26 protein-coding genes are annotated in these 26550 nt (G+C 63.9%); 10 read left to right on the top strand and 16 right to left on the bottom strand.

Annotation, left to right across the window (positions count from 1 at the left end):
* Window positions 1-29 precede the first annotated feature (29 nt).
* The 10 genes from ACTIF6_RS13955 (at window position 30) to nagZ (ending at window position 10141) form a co-directional block, all read left to right on the top strand.
* Entirely contained in the window at window positions 30-1541 is a 1512-nt protein-coding gene (locus ACTIF6_RS13955; RefSeq protein WP_439588516.1) for a DegQ family serine endoprotease, read from the top strand.
* 517 nt (window positions 1542-2058) lie between these two features.
* Complete coding sequence (gene lepA / locus ACTIF6_RS13960) at window positions 2059-3867, top strand: translation elongation factor 4 (RefSeq protein WP_439588517.1); 1809 nt, start codon at window positions 2059-2061, stop codon at window positions 3865-3867.
* Window positions 3867-4844 (top strand): signal peptidase I, encoded by a 978-nt coding sequence (lepB, locus tag ACTIF6_RS13965; RefSeq protein WP_439588518.1) that lies wholly within the window; start codon window positions 3867-3869, stop codon window positions 4842-4844. The genes lepA and lepB overlap by 1 nt, the downstream gene beginning before the upstream one ends.
* 25 nt (window positions 4845-4869) lie before the next feature.
* Entirely contained in the window at window positions 4870-5217 is a 348-nt protein-coding gene (locus ACTIF6_RS13970; protein WP_439588519.1) for a DUF4845 domain-containing protein, read from the top strand.
* Between the two features lie 43 nt (window positions 5218-5260).
* Entirely contained in the window at window positions 5261-6001 is a 741-nt protein-coding gene (rnc, locus tag ACTIF6_RS13975) for a ribonuclease III (protein WP_439588520.1), read from the top strand.
* A gap of 4 nt (window positions 6002-6005) precedes the next feature.
* Window positions 6006-7022, top strand: coding sequence for a GTPase Era (gene era / locus ACTIF6_RS13980; RefSeq protein ID WP_439588521.1), 1017 nt, complete (start codon window positions 6006-6008; stop codon window positions 7020-7022).
* 33 nt (window positions 7023-7055) lie between these two features.
* Window positions 7056-7874, top strand: coding sequence for a DNA repair protein RecO (gene recO / locus ACTIF6_RS13985; protein ID WP_439588522.1), 819 nt, complete (start codon window positions 7056-7058; stop codon window positions 7872-7874).
* Window positions 7871-8644 (top strand): pyridoxine 5'-phosphate synthase, encoded by a 774-nt coding sequence (locus ACTIF6_RS13990; RefSeq protein ID WP_439588523.1) that lies wholly within the window; start codon window positions 7871-7873, stop codon window positions 8642-8644. Before recO ends, ACTIF6_RS13990 begins: the two co-directional genes overlap by 4 nt.
* Window positions 8641-9033 carry a holo-ACP synthase gene (gene acpS, locus ACTIF6_RS13995; RefSeq protein ID WP_439588524.1) on the top strand — a complete coding sequence of 131 codons (393 nt, stop codon included), beginning with the start codon at window positions 8641-8643 and terminating at the stop codon, window positions 9031-9033. The genes ACTIF6_RS13990 and acpS overlap by 4 nt, the downstream gene beginning before the upstream one ends.
* Before the next feature lie 22 nt (window positions 9034-9055).
* Complete coding sequence (nagZ, locus tag ACTIF6_RS14000) at window positions 9056-10141, top strand: beta-N-acetylhexosaminidase (protein WP_439588525.1); 1086 nt, start codon at window positions 9056-9058, stop codon at window positions 10139-10141.
* Between the two features lie 18 nt (window positions 10142-10159).
* Here nagZ and ACTIF6_RS14005 read toward each other — a convergent pair whose 3' ends face one another.
* The 16 genes from ACTIF6_RS14005 to ACTIF6_RS14080 all read right to left on the bottom strand — a co-directional run bounded on the left by ACTIF6_RS14005 (window position 10160) and on the right by ACTIF6_RS14080 (window position 26537).
* Window positions 10160-10840 carry an LON peptidase substrate-binding domain-containing protein gene (locus ACTIF6_RS14005; RefSeq protein WP_439588526.1) on the bottom strand — a complete coding sequence of 227 codons (681 nt, stop codon included), beginning with the start codon at window positions 10838-10840 and terminating at the stop codon, window positions 10160-10162.
* On the bottom strand, window positions 10837-11715 hold the full coding sequence (gene accD, locus ACTIF6_RS14010) for an acetyl-CoA carboxylase, carboxyltransferase subunit beta (RefSeq protein ID WP_439588527.1): 879 nt from the start codon (window positions 11713-11715) through the stop codon (window positions 10837-10839). The genes ACTIF6_RS14005 and accD overlap by 4 nt, the downstream gene beginning before the upstream one ends.
* Window positions 11716-11757: 42 nt before the next feature.
* Window positions 11758-12567, bottom strand: a complete 810-nt coding sequence (gene trpA, locus ACTIF6_RS14015) for a tryptophan synthase subunit alpha (protein ID WP_439588528.1) — start codon at window positions 12565-12567, stop codon at window positions 11758-11760.
* On the bottom strand, window positions 12564-13832 hold the full coding sequence (gene trpB / locus ACTIF6_RS14020; protein ID WP_439588529.1) for a tryptophan synthase subunit beta: 1269 nt from the start codon (window positions 13830-13832) through the stop codon (window positions 12564-12566). The genes trpA and trpB overlap by 4 nt, the downstream gene beginning before the upstream one ends.
* A gap of 47 nt (window positions 13833-13879) precedes the next feature.
* Window positions 13880-14560: a phosphoribosylanthranilate isomerase gene (locus ACTIF6_RS14025; protein WP_439588530.1), complete on the bottom strand. Its 681-nt coding sequence runs from the start codon at window positions 14558-14560 to the stop codon at window positions 13880-13882.
* The gene (truA, locus tag ACTIF6_RS14030) at window positions 14557-15378 is read right to left on the bottom strand and encodes a tRNA pseudouridine(38-40) synthase TruA (RefSeq protein WP_439588531.1); all 822 of its coding nucleotides are present in this window, start codon (window positions 15376-15378) and stop codon (window positions 14557-14559) included. The genes ACTIF6_RS14025 and truA overlap by 4 nt, the downstream gene beginning before the upstream one ends.
* A gap of 20 nt (window positions 15379-15398) precedes the next feature.
* The gene (locus ACTIF6_RS14035) at window positions 15399-18038 is read right to left on the bottom strand and encodes a FimV/HubP family polar landmark protein (RefSeq protein ID WP_439588532.1); all 2640 of its coding nucleotides are present in this window, start codon (window positions 18036-18038) and stop codon (window positions 15399-15401) included.
* 306 nt (window positions 18039-18344) lie between these two features.
* Window positions 18345-19475, bottom strand: coding sequence for an aspartate-semialdehyde dehydrogenase (gene asd / locus ACTIF6_RS14040; protein ID WP_439588533.1), 1131 nt, complete (start codon window positions 19473-19475; stop codon window positions 18345-18347).
* A 205-nt stretch (window positions 19476-19680) separates the two neighbouring features.
* Window positions 19681-20751 carry a 3-isopropylmalate dehydrogenase gene (gene leuB / locus ACTIF6_RS14045; protein WP_439588534.1) on the bottom strand — a complete coding sequence of 357 codons (1071 nt, stop codon included), beginning with the start codon at window positions 20749-20751 and terminating at the stop codon, window positions 19681-19683.
* Between the two features lie 42 nt (window positions 20752-20793).
* A complete protein-coding gene (gene leuD / locus ACTIF6_RS14050) occupies window positions 20794-21444 on the bottom strand; it encodes a 3-isopropylmalate dehydratase small subunit (protein WP_439588535.1) in 651 nt (216 codons plus the stop codon).
* A gap of 13 nt (window positions 21445-21457) precedes the next feature.
* Entirely contained in the window at window positions 21458-21619 is a 162-nt protein-coding gene (locus ACTIF6_RS14055) for an entericidin EcnAB (RefSeq protein ID WP_439588536.1), read from the bottom strand.
* A 34-nt stretch (window positions 21620-21653) separates the two neighbouring features.
* Window positions 21654-23075, bottom strand: a complete 1422-nt coding sequence (leuC, locus tag ACTIF6_RS14060; protein WP_439588537.1) for a 3-isopropylmalate dehydratase large subunit — start codon at window positions 23073-23075, stop codon at window positions 21654-21656.
* Between the two features lie 30 nt (window positions 23076-23105).
* Window positions 23106-24032, bottom strand: coding sequence for a LysR family transcriptional regulator (locus ACTIF6_RS14065; protein ID WP_439588538.1), 927 nt, complete (start codon window positions 24030-24032; stop codon window positions 23106-23108).
* Window positions 24033-24188: 156 nt separating this feature from the next.
* Window positions 24189-25499: a citrate synthase gene (locus tag ACTIF6_RS14070; protein ID WP_439588539.1), complete on the bottom strand. Its 1311-nt coding sequence runs from the start codon at window positions 25497-25499 to the stop codon at window positions 24189-24191.
* A gap of 11 nt (window positions 25500-25510) precedes the next feature.
* The gene (locus ACTIF6_RS14075) at window positions 25511-25813 is read right to left on the bottom strand and encodes a succinate dehydrogenase assembly factor 2 (RefSeq protein WP_439588540.1); all 303 of its coding nucleotides are present in this window, start codon (window positions 25811-25813) and stop codon (window positions 25511-25513) included.
* A gap of 19 nt (window positions 25814-25832) precedes the next feature.
* Complete coding sequence (locus ACTIF6_RS14080) at window positions 25833-26537, bottom strand: succinate dehydrogenase iron-sulfur subunit (RefSeq protein ID WP_439588541.1); 705 nt, start codon at window positions 26535-26537, stop codon at window positions 25833-25835.
* Window positions 26538-26550: the final 13 nt, after the last annotated feature.

A 26550-nucleotide genomic window follows, 5' to 3' on the forward strand; every position in this document is an offset into this window, starting at 1 on the left:
ATTCAGCGTTTGAGCATCAAAGGACCAACATGACGCGTTTTGCCTCTCACCCTTCGGTGTTGTCTTTGTTTGCGAGTGCCGTGTTGGCCGTCGGTGGTGCTACGTTCCTGCTGGCACCCGCGCCTGCAGCAGCGCAGGCTGCCGTGGTGCCTACCGTTCCCCCGGCCGGCAGCGTTCGTGGCCTCCCTGACTTCACCGACCTCGTTGATCAGGTGGGGCCTTCAGTGGTCAACATCCGTACCCTGGAGCGCGCCAGCGCCAACAGCGGTTCCGGAAGCGGCCCCGATGAACAGATGCTGGAGTTTTTCCGCCGCTTCGGCATACCGATTCCACCCGGCATGACGCCACGCACCCCGCGTCCTGATCGGGGTGGCCCTTCGGAAGAAGCGCAGCCGCGCGGTGTGGGTTCGGGCTTCATCCTTAGCGCCGATGGCCTGATCATGACCAATGCGCACGTGGTCGATGGCGCCGATGAAGTCATCGTCACGCTCCCTGATAAGCGCGAGTTCAAGGCCAGGATCGTCGGGGCAGACAAGCGCACGGACGTGGCCGTGGTCCGCATCGAAACGACGGGGTTGACCGCCGTGAAGATCGGCGACGTGAACCGCCTGCGCGTGGGCGAATGGGTGATGGCCATTGGTTCGCCCTTTGGCCTGGAGAACACCGTGACCGCCGGCATCGTCAGCGCCAAGCAACGCGACACCGGTGACTTCCTGCCTTTCATCCAGACCGACGTTGCAATCAACCCCGGCAACTCGGGCGGACCGCTGATCAACATGCGCGGCGAAGTGGTTGGTATCAACAGCCAGATCTACTCGCGTTCCGGCGGATTTCAGGGCATTTCGTTCGCCATCCCGATCGATGAAGCGGTGCGTGTTTCCGACCAGCTCAAGGCCACCGGTCGAGTGACACGCGGGCGCATCGGCGTTCAGATCGATCAGGTGAGCAAAGACGTGGCAGAGTCGATCGGGCTGGGCCAACCCAAGGGTGCCCTGGTGCGTGGGGTGGAGCCCAACTCGCCTGCTGCCAAGGCAGGGGTGGAGCCCGGCGACATCATCCTGAAGTTTGACGGCAAGGAGATCGACAAGTCGGTTGATCTTCCGCGTTTCGTGGGCAACACCAAGCCGGGAAACAAAAGTGCCATGACGGTGTTTCGCCGGGGCAGCCAGCGCGAACTCTCCATCACCGTAGCCGAACTTGAACCCGAAAAGCCGGAAGTTCGCGCCTCAGCCCCCGAGCCCAGCAAGCCGCAGTCCAGCAACGCGCTGCAGGCCATTGGCCTGAGCCTCGCCGATCTCACCGCCGCGGAGAAGAAAGAACTCAACCTGAAAGGTGGTGTTCGCGTCGCGTCGGCCGAGGGTTCAGCGGCCCGTGCCGGTTTGCGCGAGGGCGACGTGATCGTGGCCATTGCCAACACCGAGACCGGCACGGTCAAGGAGCTGGAGGCCGCCTTGAGCAAGGCCGACAAGACCAAGCCCATCAACGTTCTCTTCCGACGAGGCGAGTGGGCGCAGTACGCAGTGATCCGCCCGCAGCGCTGAACACCTGTTCCCGGCTTGTACCAATAACCCCCGGGCCCGATTGGGTTTTGGGGGTTTTTTTCAGCGTTGGTCGTTTTGCCACACGGGGTTTTCCTGACCCCGTGACCCTTTCAGGAAAATAGATGTTGGTGACTGCTAACAAACCTGGATCAGCTCTTGACCGATTTCGCTAAAATGGCGTTCGTTCTGAACAGATTCCTGTGCCCATGTGCTCCTTCGATTCACGATGTGGGAGTGTCACAGGAAGCCCCCAGGTCATCCACAGCCGCCTCACAAGATGCTCTATTTTCTTGTGGATTATCTGTGCATAACTTGTCTGTTGCTGCGCTGCAACAAGGCTTTGGCGCTGGTTTGGTGGTTTGCTTTTCGGGCTTTTTGCCTACAATGAAACCCCAACTATCGCAGTTGCCATTGATTGTTGGTTACGGGCGCGTCAGCAGCTGACGCGCCCGTTTTTTATGGCCGCTTGTTCCTGTTGGAGCCCGCGGTTTCTCTCGTGTCCGAGCCGTTTTTCCTGATGAATCACATCCGCAATTTCTCGATCATCGCCCACATCGATCATGGCAAGTCGACGTTGGCCGATCGCATCATTTCCTTATGTGGTGGCCTGTCCGATCGAGAGATGAGCGAGCAGGTTCTTGATTCAATGGACATCGAGAAGGAACGTGGCATCACCATCAAGGCGCAGACCGCTGCGCTCAAATACAAAGCGCGCGATGGGCAGGTCTACAACCTCAACCTGATCGACACGCCCGGTCATGTCGATTTCTCCTACGAAGTCTCGCGCTCGCTCTCGGCTTGCGAAGGCGCGCTGCTGGTGGTGGATGCCAGTCAGGGCGTCGAAGCCCAGACCGTGGCCAACTGCTACACCGCGCTCGACCTGGGCGTGGAGGTGGTTCCCGTGCTCAACAAGATGGATCTGCCGAACGCCGATCCTGACAATGCCAAGAGCGAAATCGAGGATGTGATCGGCATCGATGCGAGCGAGGCGATCCCGTGTTCGGCCAAGACCGGCATGGGGGTCGAGGACATCCTGGAAGCCGTGGTGGCCCGCATCCCGGCTCCGAAGGGCAAGCCCGATGCCCCGTTGCGCGCCATGATCGTGGACAGCTGGTACGACGCCTATGTGGGCGTGGTCATGCTGGTGCGCGTGGTTGACGGGCGGCTGCTGAAGGGTGAACGTTTCAAGATGATGGCCACCAACACTGTCTACAACGCCGACAGCCTGGGTGTGTTCACACCGTCCAACGAACCGCGGGAAGCGCTGAATGCGGGCGAGGTGGGTTACATCATCGCCGGCATCAAGGAGCTCCAGGCGGCCAAGGTCGGTGACACCATCACGTTGGAGAAAAAGCTGCCCAACAACGCTGGTCCTGCTACCGAGGCCTTGCCCGGGTTCAAGGAGGTGCAGCCGCAGGTGTTCGCCGGCCTGTACCCGACCGAGGCCAACCAGTACGACGCACTGCGCGACGCGTTGGAAAAACTCAAGCTCAACGACGCGTCGTTGCACTACGAGCCTGAGGTGTCGCAGGCGCTGGGCTTCGGCTTTCGATGCGGCTTCCTGGGGTTGCTGCACATGGAGATCGTGCAGGAACGCCTGGAACGTGAGTTCGACCAGGATCTGATCACCACCGCGCCGAGCGTGGTTTACCAAGTGGTCAAGCCCGATGGGGAGGTCATCATGGTCGAGAACCCTTCCAAGATGCCTGATCAGGGCCGGATCGAAGAGATCCGCGAACCCATCGTGACGGTGCATCTGTACATGCCACAAGAGTATGTGGGCGCGGTCATGACGCTGGCGAACCAGAAGCGCGGCGTGCAGCTCAACATGGCATACCACGGCAAGCAGGTCATGCTGACCTACGACATGCCGCTGGGTGAAATCGTGCTGGACTTCTTTGACAAGCTCAAATCGGTCAGCAGGGGTTATGCCTCCATGGACTACGAGTTCAAGGAATACCGGGCATCCGACGTCGTCAAGGTGGACATCCTGCTCAACGGAGAAAAGGTGGACGCGCTGTCCATCATCGTGCACCGCACGCAGTCCCAGTACCGGGGTCGGGCGGTGGCCGCCAAGATGCGTGAGATCATCAGCCGGCAGATGTTCGACGTGGCGATCCAGGCGGCCATTGGCGGCAACGTGATCGCGCGGGAAACCATCAAGGCGCTGCGCAAGAACGTGCTGGCAAAATGCTACGGTGGGGACATCACGCGAAAACGCAAACTCCTTGAAAAACAGAAAGCAGGCAAGAAGCGCATGAAACAGATTGGCTCGGTGGAGGTTCCCCAGGAGGCTTTTCTCGCCATTTTGCAGGTGCAGGACTGATGCAGGCGCTCATGGGAACGATCACCGCGGTGATCCTGGCGGCGTTTGGCGCTTATGCAGTGGCCTGGTATTCCGGCGTGGTCGAGGGCAACTTCGCGGTGCTGCTGATGATGGCCACCGTGGTGACGGGCGTGTACTGGCTTGCAGAGCGGACCATCTTCCTGCCGCAGCGCCGCCGCGCCGCGAAACAGTTGCAGGACGAGCACAACGCACGCAAGGAGGCCCTTCTCAAGCAAGGCTTCAGCCAGATTGAAGGCGACGTGGAGGGCGCCCGTCAAAAGCTCCTGATGCAACCCTGGTGGCTGGACTGGACGGCGGGCCTGTTTCCGGTGATCCTGGCGGTTTTCGTGCTGCGTTCCTTCCTGTTCGAGCCCTTCAAGATTCCCTCGGGCTCCATGATTCCCACGCTGCGCGTGGGCGATCTGATCCTGGTCAACAAATTCCACTACGGCGTGCGTCTCCCGGTGTTCAACACCAAACTGCTGGCCAACAACGAGCCTCAGCGCGGCGACGTGATGGTGTTCCGCTACCCACCGCAGCCCAGTCTGGACTACATCAAGCGGGTGATCGGTGTGCCGGGTGACGAGGTGGCCTACATCAACAAGCAGCTCACTGTGAACGGCCAGCCCGTGCCCCGCGCGGCCCAGCCCGAGTTCTTCGACAGCGACAGCATGCGTTACTCGCGCCAGTTCCGTGAGACGCTGGGGCAGCGCCAGTACAACACGCTCAACGACGACGATCGGGCTGCGTTCATCAACCGGACCACCGATTTCCCCTTCCTTGACCAGTGCCGCTACAGCGTCGAGGGGGTCGCCTGCAAGGTTCCGGCCGGCCACTATTTCATGATGGGCGACAATCGGGACAATTCACTCGACTCACGGTATTGGGGGTTTGTGCCCGAAGCGAATATCGTAGGCAAGGCCTTTTTCGTCTGGATGAACTTTGGTGACCTCGGCCGCATCGGGTCGTTCGAGTGACAGCAAGCCTCAGGAGAATGAAGTCATGGCATTGAAACGTCAACAACAGGGACTGACCTTCGTCGGCCTGATCATCGTGGGTGTGCTGCTGGCCTACACGGGCGTCATTCTGGCCCAGGTTGCGCCAACCTACATTGAGTACATGGCGGTTCAGAAGGCGGTGGACAAGGCCGCCGCCGGCACCACGGTGGCCGAGGTGCGCAGCACTTTCGACAAGTCGGCTCAGATTGACGACATCCGCACCATTTCCGGCAAGGATTTGACGGTGGGCAAGGAGGGCGATCGGGTGGTGGTTTCCTTCGCTTATGTGCGTGAGATCCACCTCGTGGGACCGGCGAACCTCGTGATGAAGTACGAGGGTCGGTCCAAATGATCGTTGCTGCGGACTGGAAGCGTCCTGGCGGGCGCCCCGCTCCTTGAACCCGGAGCTTGTGGCGCTGCAAAAGCGCCTGCAACACCAGTTTGCCAACCCGCGCCTGCTCGAGCGGGCGCTTACCCACCGCAGCTTTACCGCCGATCACAACGAGCGCCTGGAATTCCTGGGCGATTCCGTGCTCAGTCTGGCCGTCTCCGGCCTGTTGTTCGAGAAACTCAACCAACTGCCTGAGGGCGATCTTTCCCGGGTGCGCGCCAACCTGGTCAAACAGGACACCCTGGCACAGATCGCCACCGGGCTCGGGATTTCAGTGGGGCTGCGCCTGGGCGATGGCGAAAAGCGCTCGGGCGGCCACAAACGGCCCTCCATCCTGGCCGATGCCCTCGAAGCGGTGATCGGTGCGGTCTATCTCGACGCAGGCTTCGAAGCCGCCGCAGCGGTGGTGCACCGGCTCTACAGCGGCATCGAACTCAATGCCCAGATGAGCGCCATGGGCAAGGACCCCAAGACCGAATTGCAGGAGTGGCTGCAGGCGCGCAAAATGAAACTGCCGGTCTATCGCGTGGTCGCCACGCTGGGCGAGGCGCACCAGCAGACCTTTGACGTGGAGTGCACCGTGACCGAAACCGGTCATTGTGAGCGCGGCATCGGGGCATCCCGGCGCGCCGGCGAGCAGGCGGCTGCGGCCGCCATGCTGCAACACCTCCTTCCCGCGTCGGCGCCGGCCAGTGCCCCCGCATCCGAGGTTCCCGTGGTCACCCGCGCTGCCCAGTCTTCCTGAACACATGTCCGCTGCCCCTGCACAACCTCCTGCCAATCCCGAACTCGATGCCATGCTGGCGCGTGCACTGGGCAAGGATTCCGCCGCTGCCCCCAGCGCAGACCAGGTTGCCGAAGAAGTGCCGGAACCGGTAGACCCCGCCGATCAACGCTGTGGTTACGTGGCCATCGTGGGCAAGCCCAATGTCGGCAAATCCACTCTGCTCAACGCCTTGGTGGGTCAGAAGGTCAGCATTACCTCGCGCAAAGCTCAGACCACGCGGCACCGCATCACCGGCATGCGCACGGTGGGTCCCACGCAGTTCGTTTTTGTGGACACACCGGGATTCCAGACCCGCCATGGCAACGCTCTCAACCGCGCGCTGAACAAGACCGTGTTGGGTGCGGTCAGCGATGTGGATTTGATCCTCTTCGTGGTGGAGGCCGGGCACTTCAACCTCGCCGATGCCAAGGTGCTTTCGCTGCTGCCGGCCAACGTGCCCGTGGTACTGCTGGCCAACAAGTTCGATCTGGTGCACCGCCGCGCCGATCTGGCGCCGTGGCTGCGCTCGATGCAGGAGCGCCACCCCTTTGCCGAGTTCGTGCCCATGTCGGCCAAGACGGTGAAGGACATCCAGCGCCTGTTCACCATCTGCGAGAAGTACCTGCCGCAGCAGCCCTGGATGCACGATCCGGATGACCTGACCGACCGCAGTGAGCGCTTCATGGCCAGTGAGATGGTGCGCGAGAAGCTGTTCCGCCTGACCGGCGACGAACTGCCCTACACCTCGACCGTGGTGATCGACAAGTTCGAGGAAGAGGGCGCGCTCAAGCGGATTGCCGCCACCATCGTGGTGGAACGTGAAGGGCACAAGGGCATGGTTATCGGTGAGGGTGGCGAGAAGCTCAAGCGCATCGGCACCGAAGCCCGCCAGGAGCTGGAGAAGCTCTGGGATTGCAAGGTGTTCCTTGAACTGTGGGTGAAAGTGCGTTCGGGGTGGGCGGACGACGATGCGCGGGTGCGGTCGTTCGGATACGAGTAAAGCCGGTTCCTTGGACGCACGAGGCCACGCCGCATGGCCCTGAAACGCTTCACCGACGAGCCTGCTTTCGTTCTCCATCGCTACGACTGGAGCGAAACCAGTCTTGTGCTCGAAGTCTTCACCCGTCACCACGGTCGAATCGCTCTGGTGGCCAAAGGTGTGAAGCGGCCCAGCTCCCAGTTTCGCCCCGTGTTGCTGCCGTTGCAGCCGCTGCACGTTTCCTGGACGGGTGACGCCGAGGTGCGCACCCTCAAGGCCGCTCAGTGGCAGGGCGGCCACGTGATGCCCACGGGCGAGGCGCTGGTCTCTGGCAGCTATCTCAACGAACTGCTCATGCGCCTGCTGGCGCGCGATGATGCCCACGAGCGCTTGTTCGATCACTTCACCACCGCGGTGCAGTTGCTGGCTGAGAAAAGCGACGCACAGCAGGTCATCTTGCGCGCCTTCGAGATGCTGCTGCTTCGCGACGTCGGTTTGCTGCCCGATCTGTCTCAGGAGGGCAGCACTCTTGTCGAGCTTGATCCGCAGCGCCGCTACGTGCTGCTTCCTGAAAATGGACTCAGTGCCGCGCAACCCGACGACGATCAGGCGCTCACGGGCGCACAGTGGCTGGAACTGCAATGGGCCATGGACGAGCCCGCGCCCTTCGTTTCCACACTGCGAGCTTGTGCGGCGTGCCTGCAGGCCATTCGCCTGCCGCTGCGCAATTTGCTGCACTACCATTGCGGTGTGCGTGTGTTCAAGACCCGACAGTTGATGCTCGATGTGCAGGCCATGACCCGACGGCCGCAGCCGAACGAACTGGAAGGTGATCCCACTTCCGATCCGAACTCCAGCGTGACCGCTCCATGACCGTGGCTCCAAGCTCCCCGCTTCACCCCACCGCTTTGTCGGTGAACCTCAACAAGGTGGCCCTGGTGCGCAACACGCGCCATCTGGGCATTCCCTCGGTCACGCGCGCGGCCACGCTGTGCCTGCAAGCTGGCGCGCACGGCATCACGGTGCATCCGCGCCCCGATGAGCGCCACATCCGTGCGCACGATGTGCACGATCTGGCTGCCTTGCTCAAGGACTGGCCGGATCGCGAATACAACATCGAGGGGAACCCCTTTCACAACCTGATGGGTTTTGTGAGCGTCGTACGACCGAACCAGGTGACCTTCGTGCCCGACAGCGAGGGCCAGTTCACCAGCGACCACGGCTGGAACTTCCCGGCGGATGCCGAGCGCCTGCGCCCGTTGATCGCCGAGGCGAAATCTCTGGGTGCCCGCGTGAGCCTGTTCATGGACGCCGATCCTGACCAGATGGCCGGTGCGAAAGCGGTCGGTGCCGACCGCGTGGAGCTCTACACCGAGCCTTACGCAGCGGCATGGTCCACCGCGCAACGCGGTGCGCAGCTTGAACGCTTTCGCGCCGCTGCGCAGGCAGCGCTGGACGCTGGTCTCGGTGTCAACGCCGGACACGATCTCAACCGCGACAACCTGGCCGCCTTCGTGCGCACCGTACCCGGTGTGAGCGAGGTGTCCATCGGCCACGCGCTCATCTCGGACGCGCTGGAGTTGGGCTATGCCGCGACCGTTGCCGCCTACAACCGCTGCATTGCCGAAGCCTTCGCCAGATGATTTACGGCATTGGTACCGACATCTGCGACATTCGCCGTCTGGAAGCCACCTTCGGGCGTCAGGGCGAGCGCTTCGTGCACAAGGTGCTGTCCGACGCCGAGATGCTTGTCTGGCGTCGACGCAGCGAACGCAATGCCCAGCGAGGGCTTCGATTCCTGGCCACGCGTTTCTCTGCCAAGGAAGCCTTCTCCAAAGCCATCGGTCTGGGCATGCGCATGCCCATGACCTGGCGGCGCTGTGAAATCACCAACCTGCCTTCGGGCAAACCAGTCATCGTGCTGCACGGCGAACTCAAGAGCTGGTTCGAAGCCCAGGGCCTGCGCGCCCATGTGACCGTGACCGACGAGACCGACTACGCCGCCAGCTTCGTCGTCGTCGAACAAGACTGAGCCTTTCCCCCTTCACGCACCCATGAATCCCCACGCTCCCCTCGTCATCGACGTCGCCGGCCACGCACTGACCACGGTCGACCGCCAGCGCCTGGCTCATCCGCTGGTGGGTGGCGTCATCCTGTTTGGCCGCAATTGGAAGGACCGCGCCCAGCTCACCACCTTGTGCCGCCAGATCAAGGCCGTGCGACCCGATCTGCTGATCGCTGTGGACCACGAAGGCGGCCGGGTGCAGCGTTTTCGGACCGATGACTTCACCCACCTGCCACCCATGGCCGCGCTGGGCAAATTGTGGCTGCGCCCCGACCAGCGCGAAGGCACCTCGGCGCTGGAGGCCATGAACGCTGCCACCGCCGTGGGCTACGTGCTCGGCGCCGAGCTGCGTGCCTGCGGAGTGGACCTGAGCTTTGCGCCGGTGCTGGACCTGGACTACGGCGAAAGCTCGGTGATCGGCGATCGTTCTTTCGGGCGCGATCCGCGCATGGTTGCCTTGCTGGCGCAAAGCGTCATGCATGGGCTGCTGCAAAGCGGCATGGGCCACTGCGGCAAGCATTTCCCTGGCCATGGTTTTGTGCAGGCCGACTCGCACCTCGCGATCCCCATCGATCGCCGCAGCCTGAGTGCCATCCTGGCCGAGGATGCCGCGCCCTACGGCTGGTTGTCCGCCAGCCTGCAGGCCGTGATGCCGGCGCATGTGATCTACCCTCGGGTAGACCGGCGCCCAGCGGGCTTCTCGGCGCGCTGGTTGCAAGACGTTTTGAGGCGCCGGCTGGGCTTCACCGGCGCCATCTTCAGCGACGACCTGAGCATGGCCGCAGCGCGACAGATCGACGGCAAGGCCGTGGACTTCACGACGGCAGCTCTGGCTGCGCTGCAAGCGGGCTGTGATCTGGTCTTGTTGTGCAACCAGTCGGTGGTGGACGGCGGTGCGCCCATTGACGAGGCGATCGATGCGCTCTCGCGTGCGGTGGTGGAAGGGCAATGGCAACCCCATGTCGCCAGCGAGGAGCGCCGCCTGGCGCTGCTGCCAATGGCGTCAGCCTTGCCATGGGATGAGCTGATGGTGAGCCCGCGTTACATGCAGGCCCTCTCTCTGTTGCCGGGCTGAAGCACAGGCCGGTCGGACTCAGTGTTCCAGGCCGAGCCGGTCCAGCAGATCCGACACCAGTTCCAGCCGCAGCAACGGATTGTCCAGTGCCATCAGGCGCTGCTTGAGTTCGGCCGGTGTGGGCAGCAACTCGGCCCAGCGGTTGGCCACCCAGCCGCTGTCATCCCAGCGGTACGGTGGTCGCAACGGCAATTGCTCCAGGCTTTGGGGATCGCGCTCCTGCAGGCTCTGCAGCAGGCGTTGCAGGGCGTCGCGCGTGTTGGCGAGGTGCGTTGGCACAGGCACAGACGCTTCGGGTTCATCCAGTTGCACATCGGCCACCCAGAGCCCGTGCGCCAGTTGGCTGCGGCGCGTCACCTGAAAGCGCTGCTGGCCTCGGCACTGAATCACCATCAGCCCCGGCTGGGGCCGCTCCAGAGACTCGATCCGGGCCAGGGTCCCAACGGGGTGGAACACCTCCCTGGCGAATGCGTCACCGCCGGGTGGCGCTGCCGGGTCGATACGCCGCACCTCCGAGCCCTCGCTCAGGCAGACCACGCCAAAGGGCGCGCCGGCCTTGTGGCAGCGGCCAATCATGTCCAGGTAGCGCACCTCGAAAATGCGCAAGGGCAGCCAGCCACCCGGGAACAGGACGGTCTGCAGCGGAAACAGGGGAAGCTGCTGGAGCGTCAGAGGCCCGCTGACGGGCTCGGCACTCAATCGTTGACCACCGCGTCGGCGCTCTGGCGCTGCAGCATCGCCAGCAGGTTGGCAATGTGGGCGCGCAGTTCGCGCCGGTCGCTGATGAAGTCCACCGCGCCCTTGGTCTGAAGGAACTCGGCGCGCTGGAAACCTTCGGGCAGTTTCACCCGCACCGTGTTCTCGATCACGCGCGGGCCGGCAAAACCGATCAGGGCCTTGGGCTCGGCAATCACCACGTCGCCCACGAATGCGAAGCCCGCGCTCACGCCACCCATGGTGGGGTCGGTCAGGACGCTGATGTATGGCAGGCCTTTCTTCGCCAGGCGGGTGAGCGAGGCGTTGGTCTTGGCCATCTGCATGAGGGAAAGCAGGCCTTCCTGCATGCGCGCACCACCGGTGGCGGTGAAGCAAACGAAAGGCACCTTCTGGGCGATGGCTTCCTCAACGCCGCGCACGAAGCGCTCACCGACCACGGAGCCCATGGAGCCACCCATGAAATCGAACTCGAAACACGCGGTGACCAGGCTGATGCCGAGCACCGATCCGCCCATGACCACCAGCGCATCGGTCTCGCCGGTGGCCTCCAGTGCATCCTTGAGGCGCTCGGGGTACTTGCGGCTGTCCTTGAACTTCAGCGCGTCCACCGGCAGCACTTCCTGCGCGATCTCGTAGCGGCCTTCAGCGTCCAGAAACGCGTTGAGCCGCGCACGCGCACCGATGCGGTGGTGGTGGCTGCAATGCGGGCAGACGTTCTGGTTCTTCTCCAGATCGTTCTTGTAGAGCACCGCCTCGCAGCTCGGACATTTGATCCAGAGGCCTTCGGGCACGCTGCGGCGCTCGGTCGGGTCGGTCGGGGTGATCTTTGGGGGCAGCAGTTTTTCTAGCCAGGACATGGATGTTCTCCTTGCGGATGGCCCGTGGGCACAGTGGGCGGATTATGCGTCCAGCGCTTTTCGGATGGTGCGAAGGAATTGAGAGGCCACGGCAACCACTTTCTCATGGGGCTCGTTCTCGATCAACTGGATGATCTTGCTGCCAATCACCACGGCATCGGACGTCTTGCCGATGGCGCGGGCGGTTTCGGCGTCGCGAATGCCGAAACCTACGCCGACGGGGATGTTCACGTGCTGGCGGATGCGCGGCAGCATGGCTTCCACTTGCCCCACATCCAGCGTACCGGCACCGGTGACGCCTTTGAGTGAAACGTAGTACACGTAACCGCTGGCCACGCGGGCAACCTGGGCCATGCGTTCGTCGGTGGAAGTGGGTGCCAGCAGGAAGATCAGGTCCATGCCGTGTGCACGCAGCGAAGCGGCGAAGTCTTCACACTCCTCTGGCGGGTAGTCCACCACTAGCACACCGTCCACGCCGGCCGCACTCGCATCGCGCACGAATGCGCCCGCGCCGTGCTTCTGGTCGTAGCGCTCGACCGGGTTCGCATAGCCCATCAGAACCACCGGCGTGGAGGTGTTGCGCTCGCGGAAGGTGCGCACCATGGCCAGCACCTGCGTCATGCCGATGCCCAGCGCCAGTGCGCGATCGCCGGCTTTCTGAATCACGGGGCCATCGGCCGCGGGGTCCGAGAAAGGCACTCCGAGCTCGATGACGTCGGCGCCGGCTTCGGCCATGCCGTGCATCAGATCGGGGGTGATGTCGGCAAACGGAAAGCCGGCCGTGACGTAAGGAATCAGGGCCTTGCGGTTCCTGGTCTTGAGTTGGGCAAAGGTCTCTTCGATGCGGCTCATTTGGTCTGCCCCCCTTTCACGGTGAGTCCCCGCATGGAGGGTCGGTCGTAGAAGTCGACGCCTGAGAGGTCGGCCACGGTACCAATGTCCTTGTCCCCGCGTCCGGACAGGTTGACCAGGATGGACTGGTCGGGTTTCATGGTCTTCGCCAGCTTCATGGCGTAGGCCACGGCATGGCTGGACTCCAGCGCAGGAATGATGCCTTCGGTTCGGCAGAGGTAGTGGAAGGCTTCCAGTGCCTCGGTGTCGGTGATGCCCACGTACTCGGCGCGACCAATGTCCTTCAGGAACGCGTGCTCGGGACCCACGCCGGGGTAGTCCAGACCCGCGCTCACGCTGTGCGTCTCGGTCACCTGGCCGTTGTCGTCCTGCAGCACGTAGGTGCGGTTGCCGTGCAGCACGCCGGGGCTGCCCATTTGCAGCGAGGCTGAATGCTTGCCGCTCTCCAGACCTTCGCCTGCCGCCTCCACGCCGATCAGGCGCGTCTTCTCGTGTCCGATATAGGGATAGAAGATGCCCATGGCATTGCTGCCGCCACCCACGCAGGCAAGCACCGCATCGGGCTGACCACCACGGCAACCGGCCGCGCTCAGCATCTCGGGCATCTGCACCAGGCATTCCTCGCCGATCACGCTCTGGAAGTCGCGGACCATCATGGGGTAGGGGTGCGGACCCGCCACGGTACCGATGATGTAGAAGGTGTTGTCCACGTTGGCCACCCAGTCGCGCATGGCTTCGTTGAGTGCATCCTTCAGCGTCTTGCTGCCCGACTCCACCGGCACCACAGTGGCGCCCAGCAGCTTCATGCGGTAGACGTTGGGGCTCTGGCGTTTCACGTCTTCACTGCCCATGTAGACCACGCACTCCAGCCCATAGCGTGCGCAGATGGTGGCGGTGGCGACGCCGTGCTGCCCGGCACCGGTCTCAGCGATGATGCGCGGCTTGCCCATGCGGCGCGCCAGCATGGCCTGGCCGATGGTGTTGTTGACCTTGTGCGCACCGGTGTGGTTGAGGTCTTCGCGTTTCAGAAAGATCTGTGCGCCGCCGGTTTCGCGGCTCATGCGCGCAGCGTGATAGACCGGGCTGGGCCGGCCCACGAAATGGGCCAGTTCACGCTTGAACTCGGCCAGGAACTCGGGGTCGTGCTGGTACTTCGCGTACGCAGTCTTGAGCTCGTTGATGGCGTGTGTGAGCGTTTCGCTCACGAAGCTGCCGCCGTAGATGCCGAAATGGCCTCGGGCGTCGGGTTGCTGGTAGGTCTGCATGGGAGTGATTCCGGTTCGATCGCCGCCCGGACCCCATGGGAGGGACGTCAGGGAAGGCGGGCTGTCTGTGCGTCGGCCGCTCGCACGGCGGCCACAAAAGCGAGCATCTTGTCGGGGTCCTTGATGCCTTTGGACATCTCGACCCCGGAGCTCACGTCAACGGCCCAGGGCCGTACGCGCGTGATGCCATCGGTCACGTTTGCAGGCGTGAGTCCACCAGACAAAACGAGGCGAGAGCTGGCGTTTAGAAGCGGATGTGACCAAGGGAATGCTGTCCAGTCGAAGGATTGACCACCGCCGCCATAACCCTCGACCAGTGCGTCGAGCAGGATGGCCTGGGCGGCCCGGTGATCTTCGGCGTATTTTAGGAGATCGAAGTCCCGGCCGGGTAGCCCGGTGGGAATGCGTGCCGCGCGCATGAAAGGCCGCCCCGCCGCGATGCAGTCTGCCGGTGATTCGTCGCCGTGGAATTGCAGCAGTGCCTGCGGCACGGCTAGGCATCCTCGTGCGATGTGCTCCGGGCTGGCGTTGACGAACAGCAGCACAGGCATGACGAAGGGGGGCAGGCGCCGCGCCAGTTCGCGAGCGCGCTCTGGCGAGACATGCCGAGGGCTCTTGTCGTACAGCACGAAGCCCACGGCATCCGCACCAGCGTGCACGGCCGCGTCCACATCGGTCTCGCGCGTGAGGCCGCAGATCTTGATGCGCGTGCGGTGTTGGGTGTTCATGGCAGCCAGTCAAAGGCGGGCGTGCGTTCGGGCAGACCCAGGACCGCATCGTAGACGGGTCCCAGAAAGTACAGGCCGTCCGGGGAGAAGGTGGGTGCGGCGGCAGCACGGCTGCGGGCCAGCAGCACTTCGGTCATCCACTCAGGCGGACGGTTGCCGGTGCCGATCGCGATCAGGCACCCCATGATGTTGCGGATCATGTGGTGCAGGAAGGCGGTGGCTTCGAACTCGAAACGCCAGTAGCTTCCGCGACGCGACACCTCCGCTCGAAGCAGGTGCTTGATGGGCGAGTGCGCCTGGCATTGGGCGGCACGGAACGAGGTGAAATCGTGTTCGCCTATCAAGGTTTGTGCCGCCTGCACCATGGGCTCCAGTGCGAGTGGGCGAAACACCCAGCCCACCAGACCGGCATCGACGCTGGGCCGCACCGGCGATTCGAGCAACACATAGGCGTAGCGGCGGGCGCGCGCACTGGCACGGGCATGGAAGGTGTCTGGGACGTGGCGTGCCCATTGAACGGCAATGTCGTCGGGCAGGAAGCTGTTGGTGCCTCTCACCCAGGCGCTGTCAGGGCGGTCGAGCGACGTGTCGAAATGCACCACCTGCATCAGACCGTGTACGCCGGCATCGGTGCGCCCGGCGCAAAGTGTCTTGATGGTGTCCTGCGCGGTGAATCGCGTCAGCGCCTGTTCCAGGTGGTCCTGCACGGTGCGGCCACCCGGCTGGCTCTGCCAGCCGTCGTAGGCGCGTCCGTTGTAGCTCAGCCCCAGCGCCACGCGCTGGCGCCGTTCGACGGCTGCCACCGCGGGACTCTGCAAGGGGGAATCCAGCTGGTGCTTCAGGCCAGGTCGGCGAGGAAGGTGCCGGCTTTGGTCTTGAGCGTGCCGGAGGCCTCGGCGAGCACTTCCTCGGCCAGCGAGCGAGCGCCTTCGAAGTCGCCAATGGCACGGAATTCTTCAGCCAGCGAAAGCTTGGTCTCCAGCGGGTTCTCTTCCGTCAGTCGGCCTGAACTGGTGTTGTCGTCCTGCGGGAGCTTGGAAGGCGTGGCGTCCAGATCGAGGTTGATGTCGTTGAGGTTGAACGACATCATCTCCGGCATGGCAGCGGGCTGGCTCGGTGCGGCTACAGGCGGCGGCACATCGAGGTCGAGTGACATGGAGGCCGACGACGGTTCCAGCGATCCGCGCAGCGACGTGGTCTCGCTCGCGGCTGCAGCATCGCTGGTGGGGCCGAGGGGAGCCGGACCCGACGGAAAGTCGAGGTCGAAGTCCATCGACATGGAGGGAGAGGCATCCTTCTCTTCCACGCGCTGGCTGGTCAGCGCTTCCGTGGCGTTCAGGTCATCCATGCCGGAGAGGCCGGCATCGCCCACCGAACCGCGAACGGAGTGGGGTGCGTCCAGCGGAGCAGGTGCAGAGGGCTCGTCCAGCGAAAAGTCCAGATCCAGGTCGAGATTGGCCATGTCCGACGGCGTACCGGCGTTGGAGGTTTCGGCCAGTGTGCTGCTGCCGAAGGGCATGGTGTTCATGCCGGCGCCCGCGATGCCCGCCACCGCACCGACCTTCACGGCAGGCGCGCCGCCTGGCTGGTACAGCGGATTGGACGGATCGAGTTCCTTGCCGATCTCGCAAGCATGTTCCCACTCAGGGCCCTGGCCCTGCGTGAGTCCATAGGCTTCGGTGGCCACCACCTCGAAGGCACGTGCATCGCGGCGCTTGGCGTAGATCTCCAGCAGCTTGTTGTGAATGGCCACACGCGTCGGCGTGCTGCGCATGGCTTCCTTGAGAATTTCCTCGGCCTGCAGGTCGCGGCCATAGGCCAGGTACACGTCGGCTTCGGCCACCGGGTCCACGTCGCCAGCTGCATCGAGCTGGCTGGGCGAATACACCATGGAAGAGCCCGATGCCACCGACTCAGCGGTGTCGATGCGCTGACCGCCGCTGGAGCCGAAGAACGAATCGGGCTGGAGGCGGCTTTCAAGGAAAGAGCTGTCCACGCTCGAGCCGTGCTTGCGCTGGCGCATGCGGTAGAAGCCGAAAGCCGCGAGCAAGGCCAGCAGGCCACCGGCCAGAGGCAGCACCAGCGGGTTGTCGCGCAACTGGTCGAGGAAAGAAGGTTCGTCGGGAAGCGGCACCGGCACGGGCCTGGGGGCTGCCACGGGGGCGGGCGTGGTCGACGGTGCGGAGGCGGCAGGTTCTACCGGCGCAACCACAGGTGGTGCAGCGGCTGGTTCGGACGCGGCGGCCACGGGTGGTGGCGTCGTGGGAAGGGTCACGGCCGGTGCGGCACTGGTAGGCGCCTCGGCAGAGGGTGCTGCTGCGGGCGGGGTGGCCGCGGGGGCCGCAGGAGCGGCCGGCGCAGCGGGTACCGTGGCGGCAGCGCCTGGCGCGGAGCCGGCGCCCAGCTTGGACAGCTCTTCGATGTTGCGCGAGAGCTCGGCGACGCGATTCGACGCGTCCTTGGCCTGGCGCTCCTTGGCGATCTGATCCTCGCGGCTGGCCTGGCCGGCCGCAGCTGCAGCGGCCTCCTTCGACAGCGTCAGCTTGTCGGCGGAAGGTGCGGCGGGCTTGGCCTCCTTCACCTCGGTCTGGATCTGACCAGCGGCCTGGCGATCGGCAGCAGCGACACCTGCATCGGGCACGCTGCCCGCCAGTCGGCGACGGAACTCGTTGAAATCGCGGCTCTGGGCTGCGATGGTCTGACGCGCTTCACCCGGATTGATGGCGGCGGCCTCCTGCTGGGCCGGCAGGTCGAGCACCGTGCCCGCCTTGATGCGGTTGACGTTGCCACCAATGAACGCATTCGGATTGGAGCGCAACATGGCGACCAGCATCTGGTCGAGCGAGACGTTGGCCGGGCGGTTGGCCGCGGCAATGCCGCCGGCTGTGTCGCCCGCTTTTACCCGTACCTGGCCGCCACCGCTGCTGGCTGCAGCGGGTGCGGGGGCAGGCGCTGGTGTCGGGCTGGCGACCGGTGCCGGTGCACTGGCGGCCGGTAGCGCGGGCTGCGGAGGGCGGACCGCAGGCGCGGGCGCCATTGGCGGAATCGGCCGCGGTGCCTGTGCGGTGGACGGGGCGGGCGCAGCAACGCCGGGTGCCACGGGCACGGGCTGGGGCGCCGGACGCAGGTTGGGCGGATCGAACAGCAGGGTGTAGTCGCGCACGATGCGACCCGAAGACCAGTTGGCCTCCACGATGAGGTCGACGAAGGGCTCCGTGATCGGGCGCGAGCTGGTCAGACGCAGGTAGGCGCGGCCATCGGCCCGGCGTTGCAGGCTGATTTGCACGCTGGCCAGGGCGGAACCGAAGTCAACGCCTGCGGCGCGAAAAGCGTCAGCGGAAGCCAGGCCCACGCGCAGGCTGGAGGCTTCTTCGCTGTTGATATCCGGAACCTCGATTTCGGCGCGCAGGGGCTCACCCAGTGCCGACTGGACCACGACCCGACCCAGCGCCAGTGCGTGGGCGTCCGAGGGTTGCAACAAGCTCGTGCAAAGCAGTGCCGCCGCGGCGACCGCATGCAACCGGGCAAGACCTCGAACTCCTACGCTTTGTTGCATGGAGCGGGTCTCTGGAGATGGGGTTTGGCGGGGGGTGGATGGCACTTGGACCTCGACGTAAAAAACCGAGAATTGACCTTAACATCAACAGATTACGGTGACAAGCTGAGAATCCGCTTGAGTTTCTCAGCCGGTCATCTACTGCGATGAGCCGTCGCGTTTGCGTTGCAGAGGCGCAACGTGATCGCAAGCCGCCGGATACATAAGGTCTGTCCCTGCCCCCGTGCCTCAAGCCTCCAGCAGGATGCGCAGCATGCGACGCAGCGGTTCGGCAGCGCCCCAGAGCAACTGGTCACCGATGGTGAAAGCGCCCACGTACTCCGGGCCCATGGCCAGCTTGCGCACGCGTCCCACGGGAATGGTCATGGTGCCGGTCACTGCAACAGGGGTCAGATCCTGAAGCGTGGCTTCCTTCGTGTTCGGCACCACCTTCACCCATTCGTTGTCGGCAGCGATCATGGCCTCGATATCGGCCACCGGCACGTCCTTCTTGAGCTTGAAGGTCAAGGCCTGGCTGTGGCAGCGCATGGCGCCCACGCGGACGCAGAAGCCGTCCACCGGAATGGCCGCTGAATCGAAGCCTTCGCCCATGCCGAGGATCTTGTTGGTCTCGGCCATGCCCTTCCATTCTTCCTTGGACATGCCATTGCCCAGGTCCTTGTCAATCCAGGGAATCAGCGAACCACCCAGGGGAACGCCAAAGTTGGCGATGTCGGCGCCGCTGAGCGCACGCTGTTTTGCGATGACCTTGCGGTCGATTTCCAGAATCGCGCTCTTGGGGTCGTCCAGCAGGGCCTTGACTTCCGCATTGAGCGTGCCGTACTGCGTGAGCAGCTCGCGCATGTGCTGGGCACCACCACCCGAAGCGGCCTGGTAGGTCTGCGTGCTCATCCACTCCACGAGACCCGCCTTGTAGAGGGCGCCCACGCCCATGAGCATGCAACTGACGGTGCAGTTGCCGCCGATCCAGTCCCGGCCGCCCTGGGAGAGGGCCTTTTGAATCACAGGCAGGTTGACTGGATCCAGGATGATGACCGAGTCCTTCTCCATGCGAAGTGCGGATGCGGCGTCGATCCAGTGGCCGCGCCAGCCCGCAGCTCGCAGCTTCGGATAGACCTCGTTGGTGTAGTCGCCGCCCTGGGCGGTGATGACGATGTCGCAGCGCTTCAGAGCCGCGATGTCGTGCGCATCCTGCAGGGTGGATTCGTTCTTCGCCATGGTCGGGGCTTTGCCGCCGGCGTTGGAGGTGGAGAAGAACAGTGGTTCGATCAGATCGAAATCGTTTTCCGCGACCATGCGGTCCATCAGCACGGAACCGACCATGCCGCGCCAGCCTACGAGGCCTACCAACTTGCTCATTTGAACGCCCTTTCAGTTAAAAACAGTGCAGACCAGACTGTTTGCCCCGGCTCGTCTGGCCAGGGAGGGCGCACGACGATTCCGGAGCTGGATCAGCCCTTAATGGTCGTGGTTTTGGTGGAGATTGCGCGCGCAGCGACATCCACCATGGCGGTGGATGCGAGGTTCTGATCGAACAGGCTGGCGGCAAACATAGGCGAAGATTCTAGCGCAGAGCACGCAGCACCGCATCGCCCATTTCGATGGTGCCTACCTTGGTGGTGCCCTCGCTGTGGATGTCGGGTGTGCGCAGGCCCTGGGCCAGCACCTTCTGCACTGCCGCCTCGATGCGCTGCGCGGCGGCTTCCTGGTTGAGGCTGAAGCGCAGCATCATGGCGGCGCTCATGATGGTGGCCAGCGGGTTGGCAATGCCTTTGCCGGCGATGTCGGGCGCGCTGCCGTGGCTGGGTTCGTACAGGCCCTGGTTCTTCGTGTTCAACGAGGCCGAGGGCAGCATGCCGATGGAGCCGGTGAGCATGGACGCTTCGTCGGAGAGGATGTCGCCGAACATGTTGCCGGTGACCACCACGTCGAACTTCTTGGGTGCGCGCACCAGTTGCATGGCCGCGTTGTCCACATACATGTGGTCGAGCTCCACGTCGGGGTACTGCTGGTGCACCTCGGTGACCACGTCTTTCCAGAACTGGAAAGTCTCCAGCACGTTGGCTTTGTCCACGCTGGTGACCTTCCTGTTGCGCTTGCGCGCTGCCTGGAAGGCCACGTGGGCGATGCGCTCTATCTCCGGCTTGCTGTAGCGCATGGTGTCGAAGGCTTCCTCGGCGCCGGGGAAATGCCCATCGGTGGCGGTGCGCCGTCCGCGCGGCTGGCCGAAATAGATGTCGCCGGTGAGCTCGCGGATGATGAGGATGTCCAGCCCGGCAATGATCTCCGGCTTGAGGCTGGAAGCGCCCACCAGTTCGGGGTAGCAGATGGCAGGACGGAAATTGGCAAACAGGCCCATGTGCTTGCGCAGGCCCAGGATGGCTTGCTCCGGGCGCAGGGGGCGGTCAAGCTTGTCGTATTTCCAGTCGCCCACCGCGCCGAACAGCACGGCGTCAGCTTCCATGGCCAGCTTCAGCGTGGCGTCGGGCAGTGGATGGCCGTGGGCCTCATAGGCCGCGCCGCCGACCAGGGCGGACTCCATCTCGAAGGGCAGGTCCAGCGCATTGAGGACCCGGACCGCTTCGGCCACGATTTCGGTGCCGATGCCGTCACCCGGAAGAACTGCGATTTTCATGAATGGTGTTGAGTTGAGTGATCAGTTGCCAAGTGCCGGGATTCAGGCTGGCATCGTGTGCGAGAGCCAGGGCTTGGTGGCCAGGCGTTCCGCTTCGAAGGCCGCAATCTTGTCCTTGTAGCGCAGCGTCAGGCCGATGTCGTCCAGCCCGTTCATCAGGCAGTACTTGCGGAAGGCCTGCACCTCGAACGGCAGTTCTTCCCCTTGCGGTTTGACCACCACCTGACGCTCCAGATCGATGGTCAGTTCGTAGCCGGGGAAGGCGGCCACTTCGTCGAACAGCTGCACCACCTGGGCTTCGGGCAGCACGATGGGCAGCAGCCCGTTCTTGAAGCAGTTGTTGAAGAAGATGTCGGCGTAGCTCGGTGCGATCAGCGCGCGAAAGCCGTACTGGTCGATGGCCCAGGGGGCGTGTTCGCGCGACGAACCGCAGCCGAAATTCTTGCGTGCCAGCAGCACCGAGGCGCCAGCGTAGCGGGGCTGGTTGAGCACGAAGTCCGGGTTGGGCTTGCGGCTGTCCGGATCCTGACCGGGCTCACCCTTGTCAAGGTAGCGCCATTCGTCGAACAGATTCTGACCAAAGCCTGTCTTGCGGATCGATTTCAGGAACTGCTTGGGAATGATCGCGTCGGTGTCGACGTTTTCGCGGTCCATCGGGGCCACGAGCCCCTTGTGAAGGGTGAATTTCTGCATGGTGGTGGGGGCGTTACTTTGCGACTTCCTGGATTTTTTCGCCCGCCTTTTCAACACCTTTGCCCGCAGCCTGTCCGGCTTGCCGGGCGTCCTGCTTGACGCCGCTCCAGGTGTTGCAGCCGCCCAGGGACAGCGACAGGATCAGGGCAGCAAAGATGCATGCAATGGTTTTCATGGAAGTCTCCAGTGGTGGGTTGCGGGGTGGGTGATCAGGCGAAGGTGCGCACGTCCACAAAGTGGCCGTGCACGGCGGCCGCTGCGGCCATGGCGGGGGACACGAGATGGGTACGACCGCCAGCGCCCTGGCGGCCTTCGAAGTTGCGGTTGCTGGTGGACGCGCAGCGCTCGCCCGGTTCCAGACGGTCGGCGTTCATGGCCAGGCACATCGAGCAGCCGGGTTCGCGCCATTCGAATCCTGCGGCCTTGAAGATTTCGTGCAGGCCTTCGCGCTCGGCCTGTGCCTTCACCAGGCCTGAACCAGGGACAACCATGGCCAGCTTGACGTTCTTGGCCACTTTCTGACCGAGCTTTTTCACCACGGCGGCGGCTTCCCGCATGTCCTCGATGCGGCTGTTGGTGCACGAGCCGATGAACACCTTGTCGACGAAGATGTCGTTCAGCGCCTTGCCGGGCTTCAGGTCCATGTAGGTCAATGCGCGCTCGATGGCACCGCGCTTGCTCGCGTCTTTCTCGCGATCGGGATCGGGCACGTTGCCGTCGATGCCGAGCACCATTTCGGGTGAGGTGCCCCAGGTGACCTGCGGCACGATCTTTGCCGCGTCGAGCTCGACCACGGTGTCGAATCTGGCATCGGCATCGGAATGCAGCGTTTTCCAGTACGCAACGGCCTGGTCCCACTCAACCCCGGTGGGCGAGAGCGGACGACCCTTGACGTATTCGATGGTCTTCTCGTCCACCGCTACCAGACCGGCGCGTGCGCCTGCCTCGATGGCCATGTTGCAGACCGTCATGCGGCCTTCCACGCTGAGCGCGCGAATGGCCGCGCCGCCGAACTCGATGGTGTAGCCCGTGCCGCCGGCGGTACCGATCCGGCCAATGATGGCCAGCACGATGTCCTTGGCGGTACAGCCTTTGGCCAGTTGACCTTCCACGCGGACCAGCATGTTCTTTGCTTTCTTGGCCAGCAGGGTCTGCGTGGCCAGCACGTGTTCGACCTCGCTGGTGCCGATGCCGTGGGCCAGCGCACCGAACGCACCATGGGTGGAGGTGTGGCTGTCGCCGCAGACCACCGTCATGCCCGGCAGGGTGGCGCCGGTTTCCGGGCCGATCACGTGCACGATGCCCTGGCGTTTGGACATGAAAGGAAAGAAGGCCGCCGCACCGAATTCGGCGATGTTGCTGTCCAGCGTGGTGATCTGTTCCTTGCTGATCGGATCGGTGATGCCGTCGTAACCCCGCTCCCAGCCGGTGGTGGGCGTGTTGTGATCGGCCGTGGCCACGACCGAACTCACCCGCCAGACCTTGCGACCGGCCTGGCGCAGGCCCTCATAGGCTTGTGGGCTGGTGACTTCGTGCACCAGATGGCGGTCGATGTAGAGGACGGACGTGCCGTCTTCCTCGGTGTGGATGACGTGTTCGTCCCAGATCTTGTCGTAGAGCGTGCGTGGCATGGCGTGGGTCTGTCTCGTGGAGGAATGATTCTAGGCGGCCTGCCGAATTTCGTCGGCCTGCAGGTGATCGACCAGCAGGCGCGCGGAGGTCGGCAGGCTGGAGAAGTCGCGGGCCACGAGCACCAGCTGGCGCTGGGCCCAGGCGTCGGTCAGGGGCAGTGCCTGCAACGCATCGTCTCCGTGCAGCAACTCGAAAGCGCGCTGGGGCATCACGCCCACGCCGAGGCCGTTGGCGATCATGCGACACATGGCGTCGAGCCCGGTCACGCGGATGCGCACACGCACGACGGTACCGGCGCGCGTGGCGGCCTGGTGCGTGGCCAGGTGGATGGAGCTGTTGGCGTGCAGGCCCACGTGGTCGAAGGGCAGCGACGTTGAGAACGGGATCGGGCCGGCTCCGGCCAGTGGATGGCCGCCGGGCACCACCAGCACGAGCTGGTCGCGCCGGTACGGCAGGGTCTGCAGGCCGCTGGTGCCCATGGCGCCGTTGCACAGGCCGAGATCGGCGGCGCCTTCCTGCACGGCGCGCAACACCTCGGGGCTGAGGTGTTCTTCGAGATCGATCTTGACCTGGGGATGCAGGCGGGCGAAGGCGCCCAGATCTTCCGGCAGGAATTGCACGATCGCCGAGATGCTGGCGTGTACACGCACGTGGCCGCGCACGCCGTCGGCGTATTCGGTCAGCTCGGCCTGCATCTTCTCCAGCCCGAACAGCACGGCGCGCGCGTGGTGCAGCAGACTTTCGCCTGCGGGCGTGAGGCGAACGCCGCGCGCATGGCGGTGCAGCAGCGTGGTGCCCAAAGCGGCCTCCAGGTCCGACAGGCGCTTGCTGACTGCCGATGCCGCGATGAATTCGCGTTCAGCCGCGCGACCGATGCTGCCCAGCTCGCAGACTGCGACGAAGAGCTGCAGCGAGGTGAGATCGATCTGGCGGGCGAAGTTGCGTTCGGAGAGCATGGGGCGTTGGCCTCGCGTTTTGCGAGGCCAAAGTTGGATTCTCTATCAAGGGGAAGGTTTGTGACATCTCCAACGGCGATGGCTGTATTGCCCCAATGCGCAGGCCGGGGCAAAAGAAAGCCCGCACGAAGCGGGCTTTCCAGGGCGCAAGCCGGATCAGCGGCTGGCGATCGGCCTGATGTCGCGGCGCGGCGCGCCGGTGAAGAGTTGGCGCGGGCGCCCGATCTTGTATTCGGGGTCGCTGATCATCTCGTTGAGCTGCGCGATCCAGCCCACGGTGCGGGCCAGCGCAAAGATGCCGGTGAACAGGTTGACCGGGATGCCGATGGCGCGCTGCACGATGCCGGAGTAGAAGTCCACGTTCGGGTAGAGCTTGCGGGAGACGAAATACTCGTCTTCCAGGGCGATCTTCTCGAGTTCCTTGGCCAGCTTGAACAGGGGGTCGTTTTCCAGGCCCAGTTCCTGCAGCACTTCGTTGCAGGTCTCCTGCATGAGCTTGGCGCGCGGGTCGTAGTTCTTGTACACGCGGTGGCCGAAGCCCATGAGCTTCACGCCGGAGTTCTTGTCCTTGACCTTTTCCATGAACTCGCCGACCTTGGACACGCCGCCCTGGCGCTGGATGTCTTCCAGCATGTTCAGGCAGGCTTCGTTGGCGCCGCCGTGGGCAGGGCCCCACAGGCAGGCCACGCCAGCGGCAATAGCGGCAAACGGGTTGGTACCCGACGAGCCGCACAGGCGCACGGTGGAGGTGGAGGCGTTCTGCTCATGGTCGGCGTGCAGAATGAAGATGCGGTCCAGCGCGCGTTCGAGCACCGGGTTGACCACATACTCCTCGCACGGTGTGCCGAACATCATGCGCAGGAAGTTGCCCGAGTAGCTCAGGTCGTTCTTCGGGTACATGTAGGGCTGGCCGATGCCGTACTTGTAAGCCATCGCCACCAGCGTGGGCATCTTGGCAATCAGGCGGATCGCAGCGATCTCGCGGTGCTTCGGGTTGTTGATGTCCGTGCTGTCGTGGTAGAAGGCCGACAGCCCGCCGACCAGGCCGGTGAGCACCGCCATGGGGTGCGCATCGCGGCGGAAACCGCGCAGGAAGAACTGCATCTGCTCGTTGACCATGGTGTGGTTGGTCACGAGCTTGTGGAAGTCGCCGCGCTGCTTCTCGTCCGGCAGTTCGCCGTTGAGCAGCAGGTAGCAGGTGTCGAGGTAGTCGCACTGCGTGGCGAGCTGCTCGATGGGATAGCCGCGGTACAGCAACTCGCCCTTGTCACCGTCGATGTAAGTGATCGCCGATTGGCACGCGGCCGTGGACAGGAAGCCCGGGTCGTAGGTGAACATGCCGGTCTGCGCGTAGAGCTTGCGGATGTCGATCACGTCCGGCCCAATACTGCCGGCGTACACCGGCAGATCCACGCTGGGACTGCCGTTGGAGAACGACAGGGTGGCTTTGTTGTCTACGAGTTTCATGCGGTTTCCTTTTAAGGCTGACTTAAAACGGGTTGCCGGGCGGCGCGAAGCATGCCCAGCACTTGCGTGACATCGTCACGGACCAGATCGCCCTCTGGCGGCTTGCGGCCCAGCAACAAATCGAGCAGATCGTTGTCGGAGAGATCCATCAAGGCCTCCAGGGCATCGGCTTGACGCAGGGTCAAGCCAGATTCGTGCCTGGCAAAGAAGCGCTCGATGAACAGATCGTTCTCGAGCAGCCCGCGGCGGCACCTCCAGCGCAGTTTGCTCAGAGCGCGTTCGTCGAGCAGGGCTTCGTGGGTGGTGGCGTCCATGGGTGCGGTGGGTGTGGGCTCAGACCGAGCGCATCACCATCATTTCCTTGATCTTGCCGATGGCCTTCGTGGGATTCAGGCCCTTGGGGCAGACGTCCACGCAGTTCATGATGGTGTGGCAGCGGAACAGGCGGTAGGGATCTTCCAGGTTGTCCAGGCGCTCGCTGGTGGCCTGATCACGGCTGTCGGCAATGAACCGGTAGGCCTGCAGCAGACCGGCCGGGCCGACGAACTTGTCCGGGTTCCACCAGAAGCTCGGGCAGCTCGTGGAGCAGCTCGCGCACAGGATGCATTCGTACAGGCCGTTGAGTTCGTCGCGCTCTTCTGGGCTCTGCAGGCGCTCCTTCTCGGGCGCAATGGACTCGTTGATCAGGTAGGGCTTGATGCTGTTGTACTGCTTGAAGAACAGCGTCATGTCCACGATCAGGTCGCGCACCACCGGCAGGCCAGGCAGCGGCTTCAGGGTGATCACCCCGGGCAGCGTGTTCATGTTGGTCAGGCAGGCCAGGCCGTTCTTGCCATTGATGTTCATCGCGTCCGACCCGCACACGCCTTCGCGGCAGGAGCGGCGGAAGGAGATGGTCGGGTCCACCGCCTTCAATTTCATCAAGGCGTCCAGCAGCATGCGCTCGTGGCCGTCGAGTTCGACCTCGATGGTCTGCATGTAGGGCTTGGCGTCCTTCTCGGGGTCGTAGCGGTAGATCTTGAATGTGCGTTTGGCCATGGTGTTTTTTCTC

This window comes from Hydrogenophaga sp., assembly GCF_051860785.1.
Lineage (GTDB): Bacteria > Pseudomonadota > Gammaproteobacteria > Burkholderiales > Burkholderiaceae_C > Hydrogenophaga.

Excerpts from the sequence above, each read along its gene's own strand:
- ACTIF6_RS14055 (WP_439588536.1), bottom strand. The coding sequence starts at position 21,619 with ATGAAAACCATTGCATGCATCTTTGCTGCCCTGATCCTGTCGCTGTCC.
- ACTIF6_RS13955 (WP_439588516.1), top strand. The coding sequence starts at position 30 with ATGACGCGTTTTGCCTCTCACCCTTCGGTGTTGTCTTTGTTTGCGAGT.
- era (WP_439588521.1), top strand. The coding sequence starts at position 6,006 with ATGTCCGCTGCCCCTGCACAACCTCCTGCCAATCCCGAACTCGATGCC.
- recO (WP_439588522.1), top strand. The coding sequence starts at position 7,056 with ATGGCCCTGAAACGCTTCACCGACGAGCCTGCTTTCGTTCTCCATCGC.
- ACTIF6_RS13990 (WP_439588523.1), top strand. The coding sequence starts at position 7,871 with ATGACCGTGGCTCCAAGCTCCCCGCTTCACCCCACCGCTTTGTCGGTG.
- accD (WP_439588527.1), bottom strand. The coding sequence starts at position 11,715 with ATGTCCTGGCTAGAAAAACTGCTGCCCCCAAAGATCACCCCGACCGAC.
- ACTIF6_RS13970 (WP_439588519.1), top strand. The coding sequence starts at position 4,870 with ATGGCATTGAAACGTCAACAACAGGGACTGACCTTCGTCGGCCTGATC.
- leuC (WP_439588537.1), bottom strand. The coding sequence starts at position 23,075 with ATGCCACGCACGCTCTACGACAAGATCTGGGACGAACACGTCATCCAC.
- acpS (WP_439588524.1), top strand. The coding sequence starts at position 8,641 with ATGATTTACGGCATTGGTACCGACATCTGCGACATTCGCCGTCTGGAA.
- asd (WP_439588533.1), bottom strand. The coding sequence starts at position 19,475 with ATGAGCAAGTTGGTAGGCCTCGTAGGCTGGCGCGGCATGGTCGGTTCC.
- ACTIF6_RS14065 (WP_439588538.1), bottom strand. The coding sequence starts at position 24,032 with ATGCTCTCCGAACGCAACTTCGCCCGCCAGATCGATCTCACCTCGCTG.
- leuB (WP_439588534.1), bottom strand. The coding sequence starts at position 20,751 with ATGAAAATCGCAGTTCTTCCGGGTGACGGCATCGGCACCGAAATCGTG.
- nagZ (WP_439588525.1), top strand. The coding sequence starts at position 9,056 with ATGAATCCCCACGCTCCCCTCGTCATCGACGTCGCCGGCCACGCACTG.
- leuD (WP_439588535.1), bottom strand. The coding sequence starts at position 21,444 with ATGCAGAAATTCACCCTTCACAAGGGGCTCGTGGCCCCGATGGACCGC.
- trpA (WP_439588528.1), bottom strand. The coding sequence starts at position 12,567 with ATGAGCCGCATCGAAGAGACCTTTGCCCAACTCAAGACCAGGAACCGC.
- lepB (WP_439588518.1), top strand. The coding sequence starts at position 3,867 with ATGCAGGCGCTCATGGGAACGATCACCGCGGTGATCCTGGCGGCGTTT.
- trpB (WP_439588529.1), bottom strand. The coding sequence starts at position 13,832 with ATGCAGACCTACCAGCAACCCGACGCCCGAGGCCATTTCGGCATCTAC.
- lepA (WP_439588517.1), top strand. The coding sequence starts at position 2,059 with ATGAATCACATCCGCAATTTCTCGATCATCGCCCACATCGATCATGGC.
- ACTIF6_RS14080 (WP_439588541.1), bottom strand. The coding sequence starts at position 26,537 with ATGGCCAAACGCACATTCAAGATCTACCGCTACGACCCCGAGAAGGAC.
- ACTIF6_RS14025 (WP_439588530.1), bottom strand. The coding sequence starts at position 14,560 with ATGAACACCCAACACCGCACGCGCATCAAGATCTGCGGCCTCACGCGC.
- ACTIF6_RS14070 (WP_439588539.1), bottom strand. The coding sequence starts at position 25,499 with ATGAAACTCGTAGACAACAAAGCCACCCTGTCGTTCTCCAACGGCAGT.
- ACTIF6_RS14075 (WP_439588540.1), bottom strand. The coding sequence starts at position 25,813 with ATGGACGCCACCACCCACGAAGCCCTGCTCGACGAACGCGCTCTGAGC.